Annotated in this window: 17 protein-coding genes; 9 read left to right on the top strand and 8 right to left on the bottom strand. The window is 71.0% G+C overall.

Going from position 1 to position 19,170, the window contains the following annotated elements; genetic code table 11:
- Positions 1–2: 2 nt before the first annotated feature.
- Positions 3–1,199 (top strand): low temperature requirement protein A, encoded by a 1,197-nt coding sequence (locus tag ACNYC2_RS15665; protein ID WP_419702688.1) that lies wholly within the window; start codon positions 3–5, stop codon positions 1,197–1,199.
- On the opposite strand, the gene ACNYC2_RS15660 is transcribed toward ACNYC2_RS15665, so the two are convergent.
- Entirely contained in the window at positions 1,186–2,106 is a 921-nt protein-coding gene (locus tag ACNYC2_RS15660) for a zinc-binding dehydrogenase (protein ID WP_419702687.1), read from the bottom strand. The two genes, ACNYC2_RS15665 and ACNYC2_RS15660, sit on opposite strands and share 14 nt — an antisense overlap.
- Positions 2,107–2,158: 52 nt before the next feature.
- Here ACNYC2_RS15660 and ACNYC2_RS15655 point away from each other — a divergent pair, with 52 nt between their 5' ends.
- Both ACNYC2_RS15655 and ACNYC2_RS15650 read left to right on the top strand, forming a co-directional pair.
- The gene (locus tag ACNYC2_RS15655) at positions 2,159–2,797 is read left to right on the top strand and encodes a TetR/AcrR family transcriptional regulator (protein WP_419702686.1); all 639 of its coding nucleotides are present in this window, start codon (positions 2,159–2,161) and stop codon (positions 2,795–2,797) included.
- Positions 2,798–2,900: 103 nt separating this feature from the next.
- Positions 2,901–4,046, top strand: a complete 1,146-nt coding sequence (locus tag ACNYC2_RS15650) for a GDSL-type esterase/lipase family protein (protein ID WP_419702685.1) — start codon at positions 2,901–2,903, stop codon at positions 4,044–4,046.
- A gap of 50 nt (positions 4,047–4,096) precedes the next feature.
- On the opposite strand, the gene ACNYC2_RS15645 is transcribed toward ACNYC2_RS15650, so the two are convergent.
- Complete coding sequence (locus ACNYC2_RS15645; RefSeq protein ID WP_419702684.1) at positions 4,097–5,017, bottom strand: AraC family transcriptional regulator; 921 nt, start codon at positions 5,015–5,017, stop codon at positions 4,097–4,099.
- A 141-nt stretch (positions 5,018–5,158) separates the two neighbouring features.
- Here ACNYC2_RS15645 and ACNYC2_RS15640 point away from each other — a divergent pair, with 141 nt between their 5' ends.
- Together ACNYC2_RS15640 and ACNYC2_RS15635 are read left to right on the top strand one after the other, a co-directional pair.
- On the top strand, positions 5,159–5,911 hold the full coding sequence (locus tag ACNYC2_RS15640) for an SDR family NAD(P)-dependent oxidoreductase (RefSeq protein WP_419702683.1): 753 nt from the start codon (positions 5,159–5,161) through the stop codon (positions 5,909–5,911).
- Positions 5,912–6,106: 195 nt separating this feature from the next.
- Positions 6,107–6,931, top strand: coding sequence for an alpha/beta fold hydrolase (locus ACNYC2_RS15635; RefSeq protein ID WP_419702682.1), 825 nt, complete (start codon positions 6,107–6,109; stop codon positions 6,929–6,931).
- A gap of 115 nt (positions 6,932–7,046) precedes the next feature.
- On the opposite strand, the gene ACNYC2_RS15630 is transcribed toward ACNYC2_RS15635, so the two are convergent.
- On the bottom strand, positions 7,047–7,802 hold the full coding sequence (locus ACNYC2_RS15630) for an SDR family oxidoreductase (RefSeq protein WP_419702681.1): 756 nt from the start codon (positions 7,800–7,802) through the stop codon (positions 7,047–7,049).
- Between the two features lie 95 nt (positions 7,803–7,897).
- Here ACNYC2_RS15630 and ACNYC2_RS15625 point away from each other — a divergent pair, with 95 nt between their 5' ends.
- Entirely contained in the window at positions 7,898–8,449 is a 552-nt protein-coding gene (locus ACNYC2_RS15625; protein WP_419702680.1) for a TetR/AcrR family transcriptional regulator, read from the top strand.
- A 21-nt stretch (positions 8,450–8,470) separates the two neighbouring features.
- Here ACNYC2_RS15625 and ACNYC2_RS15620 read toward each other — a convergent pair whose 3' ends face one another.
- Positions 8,471–9,430: a ketopantoate reductase family protein gene (locus tag ACNYC2_RS15620; protein WP_419702679.1), complete on the bottom strand. Its 960-nt coding sequence runs from the start codon at positions 9,428–9,430 to the stop codon at positions 8,471–8,473.
- A 105-nt stretch (positions 9,431–9,535) separates the two neighbouring features.
- Here ACNYC2_RS15620 and ACNYC2_RS15615 point away from each other — a divergent pair, with 105 nt between their 5' ends.
- Positions 9,536–10,117, top strand: a complete 582-nt coding sequence (locus tag ACNYC2_RS15615; RefSeq protein ID WP_419702678.1) for a TetR/AcrR family transcriptional regulator — start codon at positions 9,536–9,538, stop codon at positions 10,115–10,117.
- A 75-nt stretch (positions 10,118–10,192) separates the two neighbouring features.
- Here ACNYC2_RS15615 and ACNYC2_RS15610 read toward each other — a convergent pair whose 3' ends face one another.
- The 3 genes from ACNYC2_RS15610 to ACNYC2_RS15600 form a co-directional block, all read right to left on the bottom strand.
- Positions 10,193–11,569: a hypothetical protein gene (locus ACNYC2_RS15610; protein ID WP_419702677.1), complete on the bottom strand. Its 1,377-nt coding sequence runs from the start codon at positions 11,567–11,569 to the stop codon at positions 10,193–10,195.
- Between the two features lie 172 nt (positions 11,570–11,741).
- A complete protein-coding gene (locus ACNYC2_RS15605) occupies positions 11,742–14,342 on the bottom strand; it encodes a glycoside hydrolase family 9 protein (protein ID WP_419702676.1) in 2,601 nt (866 codons plus the stop codon).
- Positions 14,343–14,487: 145 nt separating this feature from the next.
- Positions 14,488–15,660, bottom strand: coding sequence for an SLC13 family permease (locus ACNYC2_RS15600; RefSeq protein WP_419702675.1), 1,173 nt, complete (start codon positions 15,658–15,660; stop codon positions 14,488–14,490).
- Between the two features lie 104 nt (positions 15,661–15,764).
- Here ACNYC2_RS15600 and ACNYC2_RS15595 point away from each other — a divergent pair, with 104 nt between their 5' ends.
- Positions 15,765–16,739, top strand: coding sequence for an LLM class flavin-dependent oxidoreductase (locus ACNYC2_RS15595; RefSeq protein WP_419702674.1), 975 nt, complete (start codon positions 15,765–15,767; stop codon positions 16,737–16,739).
- Between the two features lie 10 nt (positions 16,740–16,749).
- Here ACNYC2_RS15595 and ACNYC2_RS15590 read toward each other — a convergent pair whose 3' ends face one another.
- The gene (locus tag ACNYC2_RS15590; protein ID WP_419702673.1) at positions 16,750–17,694 is read right to left on the bottom strand and encodes a LacI family DNA-binding transcriptional regulator; all 945 of its coding nucleotides are present in this window, start codon (positions 17,692–17,694) and stop codon (positions 16,750–16,752) included.
- A 126-nt stretch (positions 17,695–17,820) separates the two neighbouring features.
- Here ACNYC2_RS15590 and ACNYC2_RS15585 point away from each other — a divergent pair, with 126 nt between their 5' ends.
- Entirely contained in the window at positions 17,821–19,167 is a 1,347-nt protein-coding gene (locus ACNYC2_RS15585; protein ID WP_419702672.1) for an MFS transporter, read from the top strand.
- Positions 19,168–19,170 lie beyond the last annotated feature (3 nt).

Genomic DNA, 19,170 nt, shown 5'->3' with positions numbered 1-19,170 from the left:
CCATGAACGACCACACATCCAGGTTCCGCCTGGTCCCGATGGCACGCCGCGACCCGCACGAACCGGGCAGGTCGGCCAGTGCCCTCGAGCTGTTCTACGACCTGGTCTTCGTCGTGGCGGTGAGCATCGCCTCGGTCCAGCTCCACCACGCCCTGACCGAGGGGCACGTGCTCGACGGCCTGCTCGCCTACGCGATGGTGTTCTTCGGGATCTGGTGGGCCTGGATGAACTTCACCTGGTTCGCCACGTCCTTCGACACCGACGACTGGCTCTACCGGGTACTGACCATCGTCCAGATGGCCGGCGTGCTGGTCCTTGCAGCGGGCATCGAGCACGCCTTCACCGCGGCGGACTACACGTTGCCGATCCTCGGCTACGTGGTCATGCGCCTGGCCATGGTCGCCCAGTGGCTGCGCGCCGCGCGCTCGCACGCGTCCGTCCGCCGTACCGCTCGGGCCTACGCCGTAGGCATCTCGGCGGTCCAGGTCCTCTGGCTCCTGCAGCTCACCCTGCCCGACGCGCTCGGCATGATCGCGCTGGTCCTTCTCGTCGCCGCCGAGATCGCCGTCCCGGTCATCGCCCAAGGACGCGGGACCACGCCGTGGCATCCCCAGCACATCACCGAGCGCTACGGCCTGTTCACGCTCATCCTCCTCGGCGAGAGCCTCCTCGCCTCCTCCAACGCAGTCATCGAGGCCGTCCACGACACCGACATCCTCGGACCCCTGATCTCGATCGCCGCGCTCGCGTTCGTCGTGACCGCCGCCCTGTGGTGGATCTACTTCTGGCCGCCCCACCACCGGTCCATCACCACCCTCGGTGGAACGCTGCGCTACGGCTACGGCCACTACTTCGTGTTCGCCGCCGCCGGGGCGTTCTCCGCAGGTGTCGAGGTCCAGATCGACGCCCTGACCGGGCACAGCGCGCTCAGTGACCTGGCCGCCTCCTTCACCGTGACCGTCCCGGTCGCTATCTTCCTCGTGGCCACCTGGTGGGTCGCGATCCGGGACCACGCCGATCCGCTCGTCAACACCGTCGTCCCGCTCGGTGCGGTCCTCGTCATCTGCGACCCGCTGATCCCTGGTGTGCCCGTCACCCTGACCGCCGTGATCCTCGTGCTCGTCGTCATCGCCCTGGTCCTGCACCCGCCGGTGAGCGCGCCCGCCGCTCCGCCGCCGGGCCGGTTCAGTCCACGGTGAGGACGACCTTGCCGGGCGCCCGCTCCGCACCTGGTGCGAAGGCGTCCGGCAGCTCTCGCCACGACCGCAGGGCTGCGACCACCGGGTCGAGGCGCCCCTCGTGGATCTCGGTCGCGAGCCACGTCAGGTCAGGGCCGAGTCCGGCCTCGGCCCCGAGGAAGAACGTCGTCAGGGTCCGGTCGTGCCGGTTGCCGTCACCGAACAGGTCCCCGTACGCGAAGCGTTCGTCCTCCCCGGCCGCGTGCCCCAGGGCGACGAGGATGCCGCCGGGCGCGAGGCGCGCGAACGCCCCCACCAGGTAGGAGCCGCCGAGCAGGTCGAGCACTCCGGACACGTCACGGCTCAGGTCGGACGGCGAGACGACCACCTCGTGCGCGCCGAGCCCAAGCAGCCGCTCCCGCGCAGCAGGGTTCCTGGTGGTGGTGACGACCTCGGCGCCTCCACGGGCCGCGAGCTGCACGGCGTACAGCCCGACCGCACTGGTCCCGCCCAGCACCAGCACGCGGCGGCCGAGGAGGGGGCCGAGGCGGCGGAGCCCGCGCAGCGCGCTGGTGGCGGCGACGGGCACGACGCTCGTGACGTTCGGGTCGGCGCCGTCGGGGGCGATTCCCACGGCCTCGGCGGTCACCAGCCGTCGTTGCGCCCACGCGCCGTAGGGCCCCAAGGAAGCCACGATCTGGCCGAGGCGCGGGCCGGTCCCGTCGGGTGCCTCGGCCACGACGACGCCCGCGGCGTCCCAGCCGGGGATCATGCCGTCGGGCAGGTGCGGCAGCCCTTCGAGGTCGCCGTGGTTCGGCGCGAAGGCCTGCACCTGGATGACCGCGTCGTGGGGTCCGGGCACGGGGTCGGGCACCTCGCGCAGGCTGAGGTGGCTGGCTGACGAATGGTCCACTGTCCATGCGAGCATGTCGCTACTGTATGCCAAGTGCTACTGAGTGCCAGTTTGCTAGGATGGCGGCATGACGACGCAGTCCGCCGCCGGCACCCTTCGCAGCAGGCGCATCGCGCGCAGTCGGCAGCGTCTCGTCGACGTCGCACTGCCGGCCTTCGCCGAGCGCGGGTACGACGCGGTCACGGTCGACTGGTTGTGCGACCAGGCCGAGGTGTCCAAGCGAAGCTTCTTCCGCTACTTCGACGGCAAGGAGGACCTCGCGCTGACACCGCTGAACGATGTCTGGCACGCCCTGATCGCCGACCTCGACGGCGTGCTCGCACGCAGCGGCCCGCTGCTGGAGGTCCTGGGTGACTCGCTCGTCGAGGCCGTCGAGCGAATGCCCCCCGGGTGGGAGCGCCTCGCGGTGCTGAGCGCGCGCCTGAGCGGCACCAACCCGGCGATCGACGCGGCGGGCATGGTGGTGTGCGAACGTCTGACGCGGCAGGTGGTCGACGCGATCGCGGCGCGGCTCTCGGATGTGTCCGGAGCGGACTTCTCGGCGCGCTTCGTGTGCGCCGTCGCGATCGCCTGCCACCGGGCCGCCGTGGACTCCTGGCAGTCGGCGTCCGGCGCCGCGACGAGAGCGACCCGCGCCGAGCTGTGCGTGCTGATCCGGGCAGCACTCGCTGCTGCCCCTTCGGCGCTGGAGATCAGGCTTCCCTGACGGTGCCCCTGCCGGGGAGCGCGTAGGGCGGTCGTCAAGGTAATCAGTCACGACAATCAGTCACGACAATCAGTCACGACAATCAGTCGAATAGAGGAACACCATGCTCGGCACGCCCCTGACCGCACAGTTCCTGCACGGCGCCGCCGAGCTCGAACGCACCGCGCGCGGCCTGCGTCCCCACCGTCTCCCGGGCTGGGTCCGGCAACAGTTCCCGGACCCGCAGCTGCTGATGGCGGAGGGGCAGCCGTCGGGCGTCCGCGTGGTGCTGGCCACCAGCGCCCGCACCGTCTCGCTGGTGACCCACCCCCTGCGCGTGGCCTACCGCGGTGCCGACCGCCCGCGGGGCGCCGTAGACCTGGTGCTCGACGGCGAGCCCGTCGCCAGCAGCGTGCTCGACGGCGGCGACCTGATCGAGGTCGACCTGGGGACGGGCGCCACCGAGCTCCGTCCCGGCCCGCCGCACACCACCACGTTCGACGGGCTGCCCGCGGGCGACAAGCTGGTCGAGCTCTGGCTGCCCCACAACGAGTCGGTCGAGGTCGTCGAGCTCCGCTCCGACGCGCCCGTCGCTCCCGTGGAGCCCTCGCGTCGCGTCTGGCTCCACCACGGCAGCTCCATCAGCCACGGGTCGAACGCGAGCACACCCACTGGGATCTGGCCGGCCCTCGCCGCCCGCCTCGGGGGCGTCGACCTGCGCAACCTCGGGCTCGGCGGCAGCGCACTGGTCGACCCGTTCCTCGCCCGTGTCATCCGCGACGCGCCCGCCGACCTGATCAGCGTCAAGCTGGGCATCAACGTCGTCAACCTCGACGGGATGCGGCTGCGCACCTTCGTCCCGGCGGTGCACGGCTTCCTCGACACGATCCGCGACGGCCACCCGACCACCCCGCTCGTGCTCGCCTCGCCGATCTTCTGCGACATCCACGAGGACACCCCGGGACCGGGCGCCATCGATCCCGACACGCTCGGGACCGGCCAGGTCCGGTTCGTCGCCACCGGCCGCAGCGAGGAGCAGCAGCAGGGCAAGCTCACGCTCAAGGTCATCCGCGACGCGCTGGCCGCCGTGGTCGAACGCCGCGAAGACCCGAACCTGCACTACCTCGACGGCACCACGCTCTACGGCGCGGACGACGCCGTCGAGCACCCCCTGCCAGACGCCCTGCACCCCGACACCGCCACCCACCGGCTGATCGGCGAACGGTTCGCCCGGTACGCGTTCACCGGAACGGGACCGTTCACGCCGTGAGCCCGCATACGGTCGCAACACCGACTTCAGCCCACCAGTTCCTGCGGCTCCTAGCCTCCGTGCGCGACCGAGCGGCGTGCCTGGGCCCGGAACTTAGCGGGTGACGAGCCGACCACTCGGCGGAACGCGGTGCTGAACGCGCTCTCGGACTGGTAGCCCGTGGCCCGCGCCAGCTCGGAGATCGACAGCGTGTCGCGGGCGAGGGCGTCGCGGGCGAGGTTCATGCGCCACTGGATCAGGTACTCCAGGGGCGGGACGCCGACGTGGCTCTTGAAGGCCTGGGCGAACGCGGAGCGCGACATGTGGCTGATCTCGGCGAGCTCCTGGAGGCTCCAGGAGTGGGCCATGTCCGCGTGCACGGCACGCAGGGCGGCGCCGATGCCGTCGTCGTTCAGGGCGCCCAGCCAGCCACAGGGCCAGTCCGTCTGGCCGGCGTGCGCACGCAGCATGTGCACGAGCAGGACCTGTGCGAGGTGGTTCTGCACCAGCGGGCCGCCGGCGGCGGTGGCCTCGACCTCGGTGGCCAGGAGCGTGATCAGCTGCCCCAGCGCGTTGCCACGCGGATCGGCCGCGCGGACGATCACGAGTGGTGGCAGGAGATCGGTCAGGAGGGACGCGTTGCTGTCGTCGAAGGCGATGTGCCCGACGCAGAGGTAGAGGTCGTCCTCGGACTCCGGGCCGATCCGTACGAACCCGTTCTCGGCACCCGCCCACACCTGCTCCGCGGGGCGCGGGCTCGCGTCGGGCGTGCCGGCCAGCACATAGGGCGGCGGGTTCCCCAGCATGAAGGTGTCGCCCTCGCGGAGGAGCACCGGCTCGTGCCCGTTGAGGATCAACCAGCACGTGCCGCGCACGAGGCCGCCGATTCTTACGTGCGGGAACGCCTCGAAGCGCAGTGCCCACTCGCCGACGGCCCGGAGGCTGGGCTCGAGCACCGTGCGGGGCCGGAGCAGGCCGATCGCGTCAGCCACCGGATCACTGAAACCGAGCAACGCTCAACCCCTGGATCATCAGTAAGAAATCGTGGACTATCCGTTATGGATCATACCGCCGCGGTCCCGCAGGATCGGTGCAACAGCAGTCCGCGACGAGAGATACGAGGACAGATCCACATGGGACAGCTTGAGGGCAGGACGGCGGTCGTGACCGGCGGCAGCAGCGGCATCGGCCTGGCGACCGCGGTGCGGCTGGCGGACGAGGGTGCGTACGTGTTCGTCACGGGACGGCGCGAGGCCGAGCTGAAGGCCGCCGTCACGACCATCGGGTCCGACCGGGCGACGGGCGTGGCCGGCGACATCTCGAAGCCGGCGGACCTGGACCGGCTCTACACGGCCGTCCAGGCGCGGGGGAGCGGGCTGGATGTGCTCGTGGCGAACGCGGCGGTCGGCTCGTTCGTGACGTTGGAGCAGACCACGGAGGAGCATTTCGACCAGACCTTCGGGATCAACGTGCGGGGCACGCTGTTCACCGTGCAGAAGGCGCTCCCGCTGCTCAACGACGGCGCCTCGGTGATCCTGACGGGCTCCACGGCCGCCGACCGGGGCATGGAGGCGTTCGGCGCGTACTCGGCGTCGAAGGCCGCGATCCGGTCGTTCGCGCGGACCTGGTCCAACGAGCTCAAGGGGCGCGGCATCCGGGTCAACGTCGTCTCGCCGGCATGGATCGAGACGCCCGGAGGCACCGCCGCTTTCGGCGACGAGGAGACGGCCCGGGCGATCAAGGAGCAGGTTGCCGCGACCGTGCCCAAGGGCCGGATGGGGCAGCCCGAGGAGGCCGCGGCGGTCGTGGCGTTCCTCGCCTCGGACCAGAGCAGCTACGTGGTCGGTAACAACCTCTACGTCGACGGCGGCACCAACCAGGTCTGAGCAGGCCCCCACGCCGGTCAGCTGACAGGTCCGGGGCAGTCGCAGGGTGGGGCCGCGGTCGGCACCGGGTGAACTGACGATCCTGGCCTGCGGTCCCCGCCACGGCGGCGGATGCTGGAAGGCAGGCGGGCCGTGCCGGCCCGGCGGAGCCCCCTCCTCGAAGCGGCTCCTCGCACAGCGGACGGAGACGGAAGCATGCCCACGGTAGTCACGGATGACGGCGTCGAGATCTTCTACAAGGACTGGGGGAGCGGGCAGCCGATCGTGTTCAGCCACGGCTGGCCGCTCTCGGGGGACGACTGGGACACCCAGATGCTGTTCTTCGTCCAGCAGGGATACCGCGTGATCGCGCACGACCGGCGTGGTCACGGCCGGTCGACCCAGGTCGGCGACGGCCACGACATGGACCACTACGCGGACGACCTGGCCGCGGTCACGGCGCACCTCGACCTCCGTGACGCCGTGCACATCGGACACTCCACCGGTGGCGGCGAGGTGATCCACTACATCGCGCGGCACGGCGAGGCGCGCGTGGCCAAGGCCGCGATCCTCTCGGCCGTGCCCCCACTCATGCTGCAGACCGAGGCCAACCCCGGCGGCCTGCCGCTCAGCGTGTTCGACGACCTGCGGGCGCAGCTCGCGGCGAACCGTTCGGAGTTCTACACGGCGCTGGCCTCGGGCCCGTTCTACGGGTTCAACCGACCGGGTGTGGAGATGCGTGAGCCGCTGGTGCGCAACTGGTGGCGGCAGGGCATGACGGGCGGCGCGAAGGCGCACTACGACGGCATCAAGGCGTTCTCGGAGACCGACTTCACCGAGGACCTGCGCCGGATCACGGTCCCGGTGCTGGTCATGCACGGTGACGACGACCAGATCGTGCCGTACGCGGACTCGGCGCCGTTGTCCGCCGAGCTGCTGCAGAACGGCACGCTGAAGACCTACCCGGGCTTCCCGCACGGCATGCCCACCACGCACGCCGACGTCATCAACGCGGACCTGCTGGACTTCATCAAGTCCTGACCTTCGTGGTCCCGCCCGTCGGGCGGCAACGAGACGAGCGGGCTGGATCGGCCCGCTCGTCTCGCTCGCACATCCATGTGGCGGGGAGCGGTGGTGCACGGCGTCTTGCCGCGCGTCAGCCCTGCCGGGTGGGTCGCACGACGATCTCGCCGATCTCGACGTCCCGCGGCTGCTCGATGGCGAACACGATGGTCCGGGCGACGGCGTCCGCGTCGATCCCCAGCTGCGCCATGTTGCGCTGAACCTCCTCGCGGACCTCCGGCGACATGTCCATGGAGTCGATGAGCTCGGTGCGCACGTAACCCGGTGAGACCGAGGTGGTGCGCAGCACCCCGTCCGTGGACTCCTGGCGTAGGCCCTCCAGCAGGGTCCGTACCGCGTTCTTCGTGGCGGCGTAGACGGCCTGGGTCGGCACGATCTTCAGGCCTGACGTCGAGACGGTCGTCACGAGGTGACCCTCGCCCTGGCGGCGGAACACCGGCAGCGCCGCGGCCAGCCCGTTCAGCACGCCGTTCAGGTTCACGTCGATCATCGCCTGCCAGCCGTCGACGTCGACGTCCGCCACCGGGCCGAGCCTCGCGATGCCCGCGTTGCTGACCAGGACGTCGAGCCGGCCGAACTCGTCGACTGCCTGCTGGACCAGTCCGTCCAGGTCCTCGCGGCGCGTCACGTCGACTGCCCGGGCGATCGCCCGCCCGCCGTCCTTCCGGATGCGGCGGACGGTGTCGTCCAGGCGGTCCGTGCGCCGGGCGCCCAGGACGACGCTCGCGCCGCGCTCCGCCAGCCGGAGGGCGGTGGCCTCGCCGATGCCGCTGCTCGCACCGGTGATCGCGACGACCTTGCCCTGGATCCCCGTCGTGGTGTCAGTCATGTCTGTGTTGCTCCTCGCCGATATAGTGGACACGTGTCCGGTTCCAAGAACCGTAACGGACACGTGTCCGTTTGTCGAGAGTCGAGGAGCCGCCCATGGTCAAGGCCGCCCGTAAGGACGCGGTGGAGAACCGCGCGCGGATCATCGAGGTCGCCCGCCGGGAGATCGCGGCGTCGGGCACGACCGAGCTGCGGCTGAACGCGATCGCCAAGGAGGCCGGCGTCGGGCAGGGCACCCTCTACCGGCACTTCCCGACGCGGGAGGCCCTGCTGGTCGAGGTCTACCGGCAGGAGGTCGACGAGCTGGTCGCCCTCGCGCCACGGCTCCTGGGAACCGCCGAGCCCGTGGACGCTCTCGCCCAGTGGTTCGACCGTGTCGCGGAGTACGCGCGCGTGAAGCGTGGCGTGCTCGCGGCCGTCGAGGCGTCGGTCTGGCGGGAGCTCACGGACCACAGCCTCGGCCCGATCGGCGACGCGATCACCGTGCTGCTCGACGCGGGCAAGGCCGCCGGGCAGATCCGCGACGACGCCGACGCCGGCGACGTCATCCTCCTGATCGGCTACCTCTCGCGGCTGGACGAGGACGAGTGGGACCGGCGGGCGCACCGGCCGCTGCACATCGTGCTGGACGGCCTGCGCCGGCGGTGAACCGGCCGGGTCCGGCCGGCGTCAGCTTCCTCCCTCGTGGGCGAAGCTCGGTTCCACCGCCTCCAGCCGCGGTACCGCGATGCCCAGCCGTCGCGCTTCCGCCAGGGTGTCCCGGCAGACTGCCCGTGGCTCCTCGGCCTCCGGGTCGGAGTGTGCCTCGAAGCTCAGGCGCGGCAGTGCGACATGCCTCGTCAGCCAGGCGAGCGCCGACGCCGTCAGCCAGGTCGGTGCGCGCATGGGCAGCACGCTGGCCCGATGGCGCCGTAGGTCGACTCCGCGCGCCTCGAGGAGCGGCAGCAGCTCACGGCCGGCCAGCAGCGCTTCGCGCAGGCCGCGCCGCGCTCCGGCCAGGTCGGCCAGCGAACCCAGCCGCAGGCTCTGCGTGTACAGGCTGGCATCCATGACGAAATGGATCCACAGCCAGCCGCGGAGATCGGGCTGCTCCAGGACTCGGAACCCGGCCTCGCGAAACAGCTCGCGCACGGTCCGTTCGCGTTCGGTCGGGGGTGTGCCGAACGTGCCGAGGATGACCGACGGCAGTATCGCCGCATGGAGCACGTGGTTCTCGCCGAAGCCGCCACCAGACTGCGGAAAGCCCCACGCGACCTGGTCAGGGGGAAGGTCTCCGATCGCGTCCAGCGGCTCGGCCCAGATGTTGCCGAGGACCAGCACCGTGGCCGTGCCGATGCGCGGAGCCAGGAAGGCCGCCGCCTCCGAAAGGTGATGGTGCGACACGCTCAGCACGATGAGGTCGAAGTCGTGGTCCGGCTCCAGCTCCTCGCGGTAGCGCACCGGCCACTCCTCCACGACGTGTTCTCCCCGCAACCGCCGTCGCGCATCGAGCAGGTCGAGGTTGATCGTCTCCCCGTACTCCGCCGCGCGGCCGGGACGGACGTAGAACTCGACGTCATGTCCTGCCCGTTCCAGGGCCCAGCCGTTCACGGTGGCGATCACGCCTCGTCCGAACATCAGGATCTTCACGCTGTACCTCGATGGGTTAGGCTAAAACTGGAGATCGTCTCCACTTCAAAAATATGGAGATAGTCTCCGTTTGTCAACGCTCCGCATGTCAGTGGGAGGTACTGCATGAACACCGCCAAGCCACTGCGGGCCGACGCCCAGCGCAACCGCGAGGCCCTGCTCGCCGCTGCCCGGGAGGTCATCGACGCCGGAGACTTCTTCGACCTGCGCTTCGACGACTTCGCCCGCCTGGCCGGCGTGGGCACCGGCACGCTGTACCGCCACTTCCCGACCAGGGAAGCGCTGGCTGAGGCGGTCTACCACGAGGAGGTCGCCACGCTCAGCGAGCGCGCCCGCGAGCTGCGAGCCACGCTGCCCGCGGTGGACGCCCTGGCCGCGTTCCTGCGCGGCATGGTCGACCACATGGACACCTACCAGGGCCTCGCCCGCACGCTGGCCACGCTCATGGCCACCCGGTCGAGCGCGCCCGCTGAGGGCGGTCAGGCACTGGAGCGGGCTGTCGCCGACCTGGTGGCGGACGCCGTGCGCGACGGCGCCGTCCGCGACGACGTGGACGCGGGCGCCGTCATGATGGCGCTGCACGGCATCGGTGCGGCCCATGACCACCGACCGGGCTGGCGGGCCGAGGCCGACGGTGTGATCACGCTCCTGCTGGACGGACTGCGCTTGCCGCCCAGAGGCGAATGATCCGGGTTGCTGCCCACGAAAGGCCGCTCCCTCTCGGGGGAGCGGCCTTTCGTAGCGCTGCGGGACGCGCTCTGATCAGGGCGTGAGGTCGAGCATGTCCTCGGCGACCGCGAGGACCGGCCAGACGTTGCCGTCGGCGTCCCGGAGCTCGTAGGCCGGGAGCAGCAGCACCGCGCCGTCCGGCATCTGCTGCTGCGCCACACCGAGACGGGCCGACTCGATCGTCACGTCGGTCACCGGCCAGGAGATCTGGGCGCCCGGGGTCGGAGCAGGGGGCACCGTCGGGTTCGGGGCGGGCATCATGTCGCTGCTGGCCGTGTCGTCCTCCTGCGCGGCGCGGGCGTCAGCCGCCTGCGCGATCATGCCGCCCGAGGTGCCGAACCGCGGGTCACCCAGCCGCTCCACGGCCTCGGCCTCGCTCACCACCGGGTACTGGCCGAGCGAGATCGTCTCCGCGAGGAAGCCGTACAGGTTCGCGATGCCGGACGCCGACACCGACGCGCTCCACGACAGCCCCGTGCGCTGCCCCTCGACCACCTGCCACGCCGTGACGTAGCGCCACGGGTCGCCTTCGTACGACTCGCCCGCCTCCAGCTCGAAGCCCGCAGGGTCGACGCCGAGGCGGTCCATCACGTCCCGCAGCGCCTCGACGGCGTCGCCCGTCGCCGGGGCCGCGTCGGGCGTGCCGGTCGGGCAGTCCGGGGCCGGGAGGATCTCCGAGCTGTCGGCGCCGCCCTCGTCCGTCGTACCCGGCTCGGTCGTGTCCGGTTCGCTCTTGCCCGAGGGAGGGCAGGACCACGGGTCGCGCGCCGGGTCGTAGAAGTCGAAGCCGCCCGAGCCGTCCGCGTAGACGTGGACCGTCGGGCCGCCGCCGTCGGCCGGGCCGACCACCCAGGAACCGCCCTCCTGGCGCGGCTCCCCGGAGGCACCGAGCGTGTCGGCCACGCGGCGCGCCGTCTCGGCCGACAGGACCCCGGCGGGGTCGAGGCCGAAGGCCTCGGCCTCCGAGCCCGACGTCGACAGGCCCGCACCCGCGTTGAACACCGTGCGGCCCCAGAAGCCGTACGGGTACGACAGCTTCTCGTCGGCGCTCTCGGCCGCCATACCCCTGTCTGTCGCCGCCATCGGTCCGGGAGCCGGCCCGGCCGCCTGCTCGGTGCCGCGCGAGTCCGCGGCACCGACCGGGGCCTCCAGCGTGATCGGCGCCTCGGCCGTGCCCCCGCCCACGCCGTCGGGGCCGCTGGCCCCCGCGGCGCCCGCCAGGTACCCGCCGCTCCCGACCGCGACGAGGGCTACCGCGGCGGCCGTACCGAGCCATCCGGTCCGACGCCGGGCCCGCCGCGCGGCGAGCTCGTCGCGGGGCACCGGCGTGCTCGGCAGCTCGGACGCCTCGTCCTGGCCTGGCGCGTCCTGGCCCTGCCTGCCGGATTCGCCGTTCTCGTTGGTGTCCATCGTGGTCCTCCGTGCTGAACGTGGGGGCCGGGGCGCTCCTCACACCCTTCATGTGTGCCGGCCGTGCCCGTTCTTGCGGCTCCCCACACGGTTCGCGGCCGACGCCGAGGGCTCGTGGATCAGCCCTCCGGCGTCGGCCGCCCCAGATTCGACCGGTGGTGAATCAGCCCCGCTACGGAGCCGCTTGATCGCAGGCCACGCCGTTCACCGTGAACTCGGCCGGGTTCGTGTTGACGCCGGTGTGCGAGCCGTTGAACCCGAGGTCGGTGCTGGCCCCTGGCGCGAGCGTGGCGTTCCATGGCACCCCCGTCGCGGTGACGGCCGTGCCGGACTGCGTCCAGGTGGCCCCCCATCCCTGAGACACCCGCTGGCCGGACGGGAAGGTGAACCCGAGCGTCCAGGTGACCGGCGCCGTGGTGTCGTTCGTGATCCGTACCGAGCCGGTGAAGCCGTCGCTCCAGCTGCTCGCCGAGTAGCTGACCCGGCACCCGCCGGCCGGGCCGGCCGTCGTCGTGAAGGCCACGGCCGGGCTCGCGCCGGACGGGTTGCCCGCGCCGTCCCGGGCGCGCACCACGAACGAGTACGACGTGCCGGCGGTCAGGCCGGTCACCGTGTACGTGGTCGTGGTGGACGAGCCGGCGAGGACCTCGGTGCTGCCCTGCAGCCGGTAGACGTCGTAGCCGGCGACGCCGCTGGGCGGGTCGCCGTCGTCCGTCACCGCCGGCCAGGTGAGCCGGGCGCCGGAGGAGGTGACGGCGGTCGCCGTCGGCCGGGCAGGGGTGCCCGGCGCGGTGGTGTCGGTGGGCGTGCCGCCGGTCGGCTCGGTGCCCCAGACCAGCCTGCCGCCGTCGTACAGCGTGATCGCCTTCGTCCTCACCAGCGCGGTGGTGGTGAGGCCGGCGAACGACGGGTCGTTCGCGTTGCTCCAGCCCGTGCCGCCGCTGACCCGGAACTGGAGCTCGCGGCGGTGCTGCGACTGCCCGCCGGGGTGGATGTCCTGTCCCGCGCAGCTCAGCTCGGCGTAGTAGAGGCTGCCGGACGCCTGCACGGGCCTGGCGGTCTGCGGGCCGCACTCGCTGTAGTTCGACGACAGCGTGAGGTTGGCCGCGGAGTCGCCCGCGTCGAGGTTGAACCAGTACCGCAGCCGCGCGTTCTCGAGCGAGCGGGCGGGGAAGGCCGACCGGTTGCGGATCAGGGCCTTGATCTCGACGAACGTACCGCTCGGCGGCTGGTTGAGCTGCGCCTCGACGAAGACCTCGTCCTGGTCGGGGGTCTCCGCCTGCGGGAAGCCCGCCAGGGGCGTGCCGCCGTACTCCTTGGCCAGCCGCGCGAGGGCGCCGGAGAAGCCCGCGTTGTAGTCGGTCGCGACCTCGTTGGCCGTGTAGTCCTGGCGTGAGTCGGTGTAGGCGTCGTTGGCCGACGGCGGTCCGCCGACGAGCGCCCCGTAGAGGACGTGCCGGGTCTCGACCGGGTCGGTGAGGCTGTCCAGCCAGGACCCGTGCGCTGTGCGGTGGTGCGGCTTGGTCGGCGGGTTGGCGCCGAAGCCCACCACGTACGACGAGTCGCGCGGGTTGTCGCCGAGCGCGTAGTCGATCTGGCGGACGCCGAAGTCGTGATAGCGCGCCTTGAGCGTCGTGTCGGTGAGCCAGTCCGAGTAGACCAGCGCGACGAACGACGTGTTGGCCGCGTACCGCAGCGAGCCCCACGAGTCGAGCACCGCCTGACCGCCCGGGGAGTAGGGCACCCTCTGCCCGTTCACGCCGACCGTCCAGTAGTCGAGCCAGCGGTTGGTGTCGTCGACGTACTTCTGCTTGCCGGTCTCCATCGCCAGCAGCGCGTACGCACCGAACGACTTGTCGTCCCAGGCGATCGTCCACTTGTACTTGCGGGTGCTGGACTGGTTCTCGGTGCCCAGCTTGTCGTACTCGCTCTCGGCCTTGGCCAGGTACGTCGCGTCTCCGGTGGCCTTGTAGAGCCAGTAGGCGCCCCAGACGAGCTCGTCCTGGTAGCCGGACCACGACTTGTAGTAGGGGGCGACCGCGGTGACGCAGTCCGAGTAGCTGCCGCGGTAGGTGTCCGCGAAGGAGTAGAGCTGCTTGGCGTGCGCGATGAGCTCGTTCGCGTACCCGGGGTCGTCCTGGAGGACGATCGCCGAGGACGCCATCGCGGCGGCCGTCTCGGCGGCGACGTCGGAGCCGGGGCAGGACGCGGTGATCTTGTGCGACGGGCGGTCCATGGTCATGACCTCGGCCGGGCCCCACCACTTGTGGTCGTCCTCGCCGTCGCCCACCTGTACGTACAGCTCGTTCGGCGCGGTGTGGGCCTTGACGAGGTAGTCGTTGACCGAGCGCAGGTTGTCCTTGAGCTCGTCGAGCTGGCCGGCCCGCGTGTACCCCTCGGGCGACTCGATCGCACCCCACGCGAGCATCGTCGTGCTGAACGCCATCGGGAAGCCGAACTTCACGTGGTCGCCGGCGTCGTACCAGCCGCCGGTGAGGTCCTTGCCGACGTCGGCCCCGTCCTGGAGGCCGGAGTCGCCGCGCCAGCTCACCGGGTAGTCGTCCGGCAGGTCGCCGGACTGCTGCGCCTGGTAGAAGAACATCGACTTCTGCAGCGCCTCGGCGTAGTTGAAGGCAGGGTCTGCGGCCGGCGCACCCGTGGCGGGCGACGCGACGAGCAGGGTGGCGGCGAGCGAGAGAGCCGTGCCGGAGGCGAGCGCGGCGGCGCGCCTGCGGCGGGCCGGCGCGTCGGGAGTGCCGGACGAGTGTGCCATGAGGACCTCTTCAGCGCTGGAGCGGTCGGGGAGACGACGTCGGGCCGTGGCACGCCGTCGCCCCGGTGCGACGCGCCCGGACATCGTCGCGAGGGGCGGTTTTCTCCGTCAACGACCTAAACGATTCACAAGCCGGGGGACGGCGTCAGTGCGCGAGGGCGAGCGCCAACGTGGCGAGCGGAACCGTCACTGCGACGGCCACCAGTCCGAGTGCCGCGAAGCGGAGCCACGAGATGGTGATGCCGAGGGCCGTGAGCCGTTGGTGCCAGAGCAGCGTCGCGAGAGAGGCCCATGGCGACACGAGAGGGCCGAGGTTCACGCCGATGAGCAGCGCGACCAGTCGTAGCGGGCTGTCGGCCTGAGGTTCCAGCACCAGGTAGGCGGGCAGGTTGTTGATGCCGTTCGCGCTCAGCGCCGCCACGGCGGAGAGGTGGAGCAGGCTGAGCGGGTCGTCTCCTGAGCCCGAGACCGCCGCGAGCACGTCTTCGAGGCCGTGCGCGTGCGCGGTCTCGACCAGCACGAACAGCGCCAGGGCTATGCCGAGCGCCTGCCACGGCACGAGCGACACCTTGAGCGACTCGCGCCGGCGCACCGCGAACGCCACGAGCAGAAGCACGGCCGCGACGCCGGCGACCCACGCCACCTCGATGCCCGACACGAGCATGGGCAGCAGGAGCACCACGACGATCGCGCAGTACACGAGCAGCGGCCGGTCCCTGACCGGCGTCGGCGCGGGCGCGTGGTAGCGGCCGACGAGCAGCGCCCGGTAGACGAACGACAGGATGACGACGCTGACGACGACGCCCACGACCGCAGGCGCCCAGACCGCACCGAGGAACTGCACGGGCCCGCCCCCGAACGAGCGTGCCGCGAGCAGGTTGGTCAGGTTCGACACCGGGAGGAACAGGGAGGCCGTGTTCGCCAGCCATACCGTCGCGAGGGCGAACGGGATGGGTGAGACGCCGACATGGATGGCCAGCACCACGACGACCGGCGTCACGAGGACGGCGGTCGTGTCGAGCGAGAGGAAAGCGGTACACACCACGGCGAGCACGATGACGAGGACCCAGAGGACCCAGACCCGTCCGCGTCCCCAGGCGGCGAGCCGTTCGGCGAGCGCCGTGAAGACTCCGGCGTCGCTCGCGAGCTCGGCCACGACGGTGATGCCGACGACGAAGGCGAGCACGGGTGCCACCCGCTCGATCAACGACCGGACGTCGCCCCACGGCAGAGCACCGGTCGCGACGGCGACGGTCGCGCCGAGGAGCAGGAGCCCGGTGACGACTGCGGGGACTCGACGTGCAGCAGGAGCGACCACCCGGCCGAGTGTAGGTTCACGACGAGTACCCGGCCGTCGCCGGGCTCGTCAGGTGCTGGACCTCTCGCGGGAAGTGCTCGGGTGCTCTCGCGGTTGGGCTGCGTGTGAGGATCTCCCTGCTCGACCGTTCCCGCACCCGTGCGGGCTACTCCGACGGCGCCGCGCTGACCCACACGATCGAGCGGGCCGTGTCGGCGGAACGGCTCGGCTACCACCGCTTCTGGGTCGCCGAGCACCACGCCGTGCCGGGGATCGCCTCGGCGTCGCCACCGGTCCTGCTCGGTGCGCTGGGCGCCCGCACCACCACGATCAGGATCGGTTCGGGTGGCGTGATGCTGCCGCACCACCAGCCGCTGGTCGTGGCCGAGCAGTTCCTGATGCTGGACGCCCTCTACCCGGACCGGGTGGATCTCGGGGTCGGGCGCACCCTCGGCTTCACGGCGCCCGTACGCCGCGCGCTGCGGCACGGCCTGGACGCCCCGGACACCTTCACCGAGGACATCGAGGAGCTGCGCGACCATCTCGACGGCGCCGCGGCGATCACGGCGAGGCCTGTCGCCGAGCGGACGATCCCGGTCTTCGTGCTCGCCACCGGGCGCGGCCTCGCGGTCGCCGCCAGGCTCGGGCTGCCGGTGGTCATCGGCGGACCCGTGCTCGGCAGCCCCTCGCTGCGCGACGCGCTCGCGGCGTACCGGAGCGAGTTCCGGCCCTCGCCCCGGGCGCCGGAACCGGCGGTCACCGTCTCGCTCGACGTCCTCGTGGCGGACACGGACGCCGAGGCGCGCGACTTGGCCCTCCCGGAGGCGTGGGCGATGGCCCGGTCCCGGCAGACGGGGGAGTTCGGCCCGCTGGAGCCGGTCGCGGCGATCCGTGCCCAGCCGTGGACCAACCAGCTGCGCGAGCGGGTCGAGGCCCAGCTCGCGCAAGGCGCCATCGGGTCTCCTGCCACCGTGCGGAGCCATCTCGACAAGCTGGTGGAAGCCACCGGGGCGGAGGAGATCGTGGCGTTCAGCTCCACCTATGACCGTGCCGCGCAGGCTGCATCGGACACCGCTCTCCGCGACCTGGTAGGCGACTAGCCCCAGCGGGTCAGCAGGAGCTGCCGTCGATGATCCGCAGGCCGAGGTCGGGTGACGGAAGGTCGGTGTTCTGCCCGATGGCGCGCAGGGCGGCGTTGGTGGCCAGGCGAGCCGCCGCTGCGAGGTCATAACCGACCGTCGTGAGCGGCGGATTCATCACGTGCGCCAGAGGCGTGTCATCCATCCCGATCAGGCCGATGTCGGCGGGGATGCGCCATCCACGCCTCTCGACCGCCGTCATCAGCGCGATGGCGACGTCGTCGTTGTAGCAGACGATTCCGGTCCCCGGCTCGAGGGTCGCAAGGGCCTCGTCGGCCGACGACCGGTCGATCGCGATCCACAGGACGCGGGGCGACGGCAGTCCCGCGGCGGCGCAGGCGTTCACGACCCCTCGTTCCCTCCCCGGACCATAGGGGTCGGATCGACGATCGTGCAGGTGGACGAAGGCGAGCCGCTGGAATCCGCGAGCGATGAGGTGCTGCGCCTGGAGCGCTCCGATGTCGCCGTCGAAGTCGGTGTCGGTCGTCGTGTCGAAGCCCGGAACTTCCCTCTCCGTGAGGATCTGGCGCTCCTCGGGGCTGAAGGGCCGGAGGGAGAGCACGGCTCGAGGCTTGATCCCGCTGAGGATCCGGTCCAACGAGCCCGGTGATCCCATCGAGAAGTGCAGCACGAGGCTCAGGCCGTTCTCGGCGAGACTCTCGGTGAGGGGGTCGAAGATGTCCTGCAGGTTGCTGCCGTACGTGGTGTCGGGGATGAGCGCGACGATGAAATCGCTGGATCCTCTCCGCAGCATCCGCCCAGCAGCAGACGGCTCGTAGTCGAGCTCGCGGGCCGCTTGACGCACTCGTTGAGCGGTATCGGCGGTAAAGCGGTGGTCGTGGCCGTTGAGGATCTGGCTGACCGTAGCGCGCGAGAGGCCTGCGCGCCGGGCGACATCTGCACTGGTGACGGCCATCTACTCATCCTACGACACAGAATTGACACGTGATAACTGACATGATCTACTCCCTGATTATCACGTGTTAACGAGCGTGGTGATCACATCACGGTCCGGCGACCCGAGCCGGACGACAAAGGAGTCATGATGTCGGACAGCCCCCTCGCGCCGCCTGTGCCAGGCGCCCCCGCTCAGGAAGCCCTCGCCGCAGATCCGCAGGCCGAGAACCCACCGACCGGCACGGTGCGGACCCCGATGCCGCCCCGGTACGTCGTGTTCATGCTCCTCGGGATGTTCGGCGCGTACGCCGCGCTGGTCGCGCCGATCGGCCTGACCCTCTCTCTCCGCATCCAGGAGCTGGCCCCGTCGAACGTCGAGGTGCTGGGGTTCGTCATCGGCATCGGGGCGATCGTGACGACGGTCGTCGGCCCGTTGGCCGGCCTCTGGAGCGATCGGACGCGTTCGCGTTTCGGCCGACGGCGTCCTTTTGCCTTCGGCACGGCTCTTCTCGGTTTCGCCGGCCTTGTCGTGATCGCCCAGGCGCCCGACGTGCCGACCCTGCTCGTCGGCTGGATCATCACGTCGGTCGGCTGGAGCGGCAGCATGAACTCGCTGATCCAGTCACAGGCGGACCGCTTGCCAGAATCCCAGTACGGCCGCGTCGCCGGCATGTCCGGGTTCATCCAGATGGTCGCTCCGGTCGCGGGTATCGCGCTGGCCAGCGCGTTCATCGGCGACAACTACCTGGTCTTCCTCGTTCCCGGCGCGGTCGGCCTGGTGGGCATGATGGCGTGGGTGCTCTTCGTCAAGGAGCGCGATTCCAGGGACGCGGTCTTCGAGGACAACCTGAATGCCGGCAAGCTGCTCAGCAGCTTCGTCTTCAACCCGCGCCGCTACCCGGACTTCGCCTGGAATTGGCTGGCTCGGCTGCTGTTCATGACCGGTGTCACCTTCGCCACGACGTTCAGCTCCCTGTTCTTCGCGTCTCGCCTGACCGCGAGCGGCCAGGTCGCTGACATCGGAAACGTCATCATCGTGTTCTCGACGATCAGCATCGCCGTGACCGGCGTCGGGGCTCTCCTGGGAGGGTTCCTCTCCGACAAGCTCAAGCGCCTCCGGGTCTTCGTCCTCTGGTCGGGCATCGCCTACACGGCGGGATCGATCACCCTCGCCTTCGGTGGCAGCGACTTCGTCGTCCTGCTCCTCGGTTCCTGCCTCTCCGGACTCGCGCTCGGTGTCTTCTCGTCCGTCGACCAGGCGCTCGTGCTCATGGTGCTGCCGGAGAAGGACGTCAACGCGGGCCGCTTCCTCGGCATCAACGGCTACTCCACCTCGATCGCTCAAGCCGTCGCCCCGCTGCTCGCAGTCCCTCTGGTCCTCATCGGGGTCAGCGGGGGCGAGAAGAACTATGGCCTGCTCCTGCTCGTCGCCGCCGGGCTGACGATCGTCGCCGGAATCATCGTGCAGTGGAAGGTCAAGAGCGTGCGCTGATCC

Origin of the sequence: Promicromonospora sp. NFX87, assembly GCF_048564965.1 — a bacterium.
Taxonomy (GTDB): Bacteria; Actinomycetota; Actinomycetes; order Actinomycetales; family Cellulomonadaceae; genus Promicromonospora.
This window is presented reverse-complemented; position numbering and strand designations above follow the sequence as displayed.

Bases quoted from the DNA above. Each gene is read 5' to 3' on its own strand.
- ACNYC2_RS15615 (WP_419702678.1), top strand. From the start codon at position 9,536: ATGAACACCGCCAAGCCACTGCGGGCCGACGCCCAGCGCAACCGCGAG.
- ACNYC2_RS15635 (WP_419702682.1), top strand. From the start codon at position 6,107: ATGCCCACGGTAGTCACGGATGACGGCGTCGAGATCTTCTACAAGGAC.
- ACNYC2_RS15625 (WP_419702680.1), top strand. From the start codon at position 7,898: ATGGTCAAGGCCGCCCGTAAGGACGCGGTGGAGAACCGCGCGCGGATC.
- ACNYC2_RS15590 (WP_419702673.1), bottom strand. From the start codon at position 17,694: ATGGCCGTCACCAGTGCAGATGTCGCCCGGCGCGCAGGCCTCTCGCGC.
- ACNYC2_RS15585 (WP_419702672.1), top strand. From the start codon at position 17,821: ATGATGTCGGACAGCCCCCTCGCGCCGCCTGTGCCAGGCGCCCCCGCT.
- ACNYC2_RS15605 (WP_419702676.1), bottom strand. From the start codon at position 14,342: ATGGCACACTCGTCCGGCACTCCCGACGCGCCGGCCCGCCGCAGGCGC.
- ACNYC2_RS15610 (WP_419702677.1), bottom strand. From the start codon at position 11,569: ATGGACACCAACGAGAACGGCGAATCCGGCAGGCAGGGCCAGGACGCG.
- ACNYC2_RS15630 (WP_419702681.1), bottom strand. From the start codon at position 7,802: ATGACTGACACCACGACGGGGATCCAGGGCAAGGTCGTCGCGATCACC.
- ACNYC2_RS15665 (WP_419702688.1), top strand. From the start codon at position 3: ATGAACGACCACACATCCAGGTTCCGCCTGGTCCCGATGGCACGCCGC.
- ACNYC2_RS15655 (WP_419702686.1), top strand. From the start codon at position 2,159: ATGACGACGCAGTCCGCCGCCGGCACCCTTCGCAGCAGGCGCATCGCG.
- ACNYC2_RS15650 (WP_419702685.1), top strand. From the start codon at position 2,901: ATGCTCGGCACGCCCCTGACCGCACAGTTCCTGCACGGCGCCGCCGAG.
- ACNYC2_RS15640 (WP_419702683.1), top strand. From the start codon at position 5,159: ATGGGACAGCTTGAGGGCAGGACGGCGGTCGTGACCGGCGGCAGCAGC.
- ACNYC2_RS15660 (WP_419702687.1), bottom strand. From the start codon at position 2,106: ATGCTCGCATGGACAGTGGACCATTCGTCAGCCAGCCACCTCAGCCTG.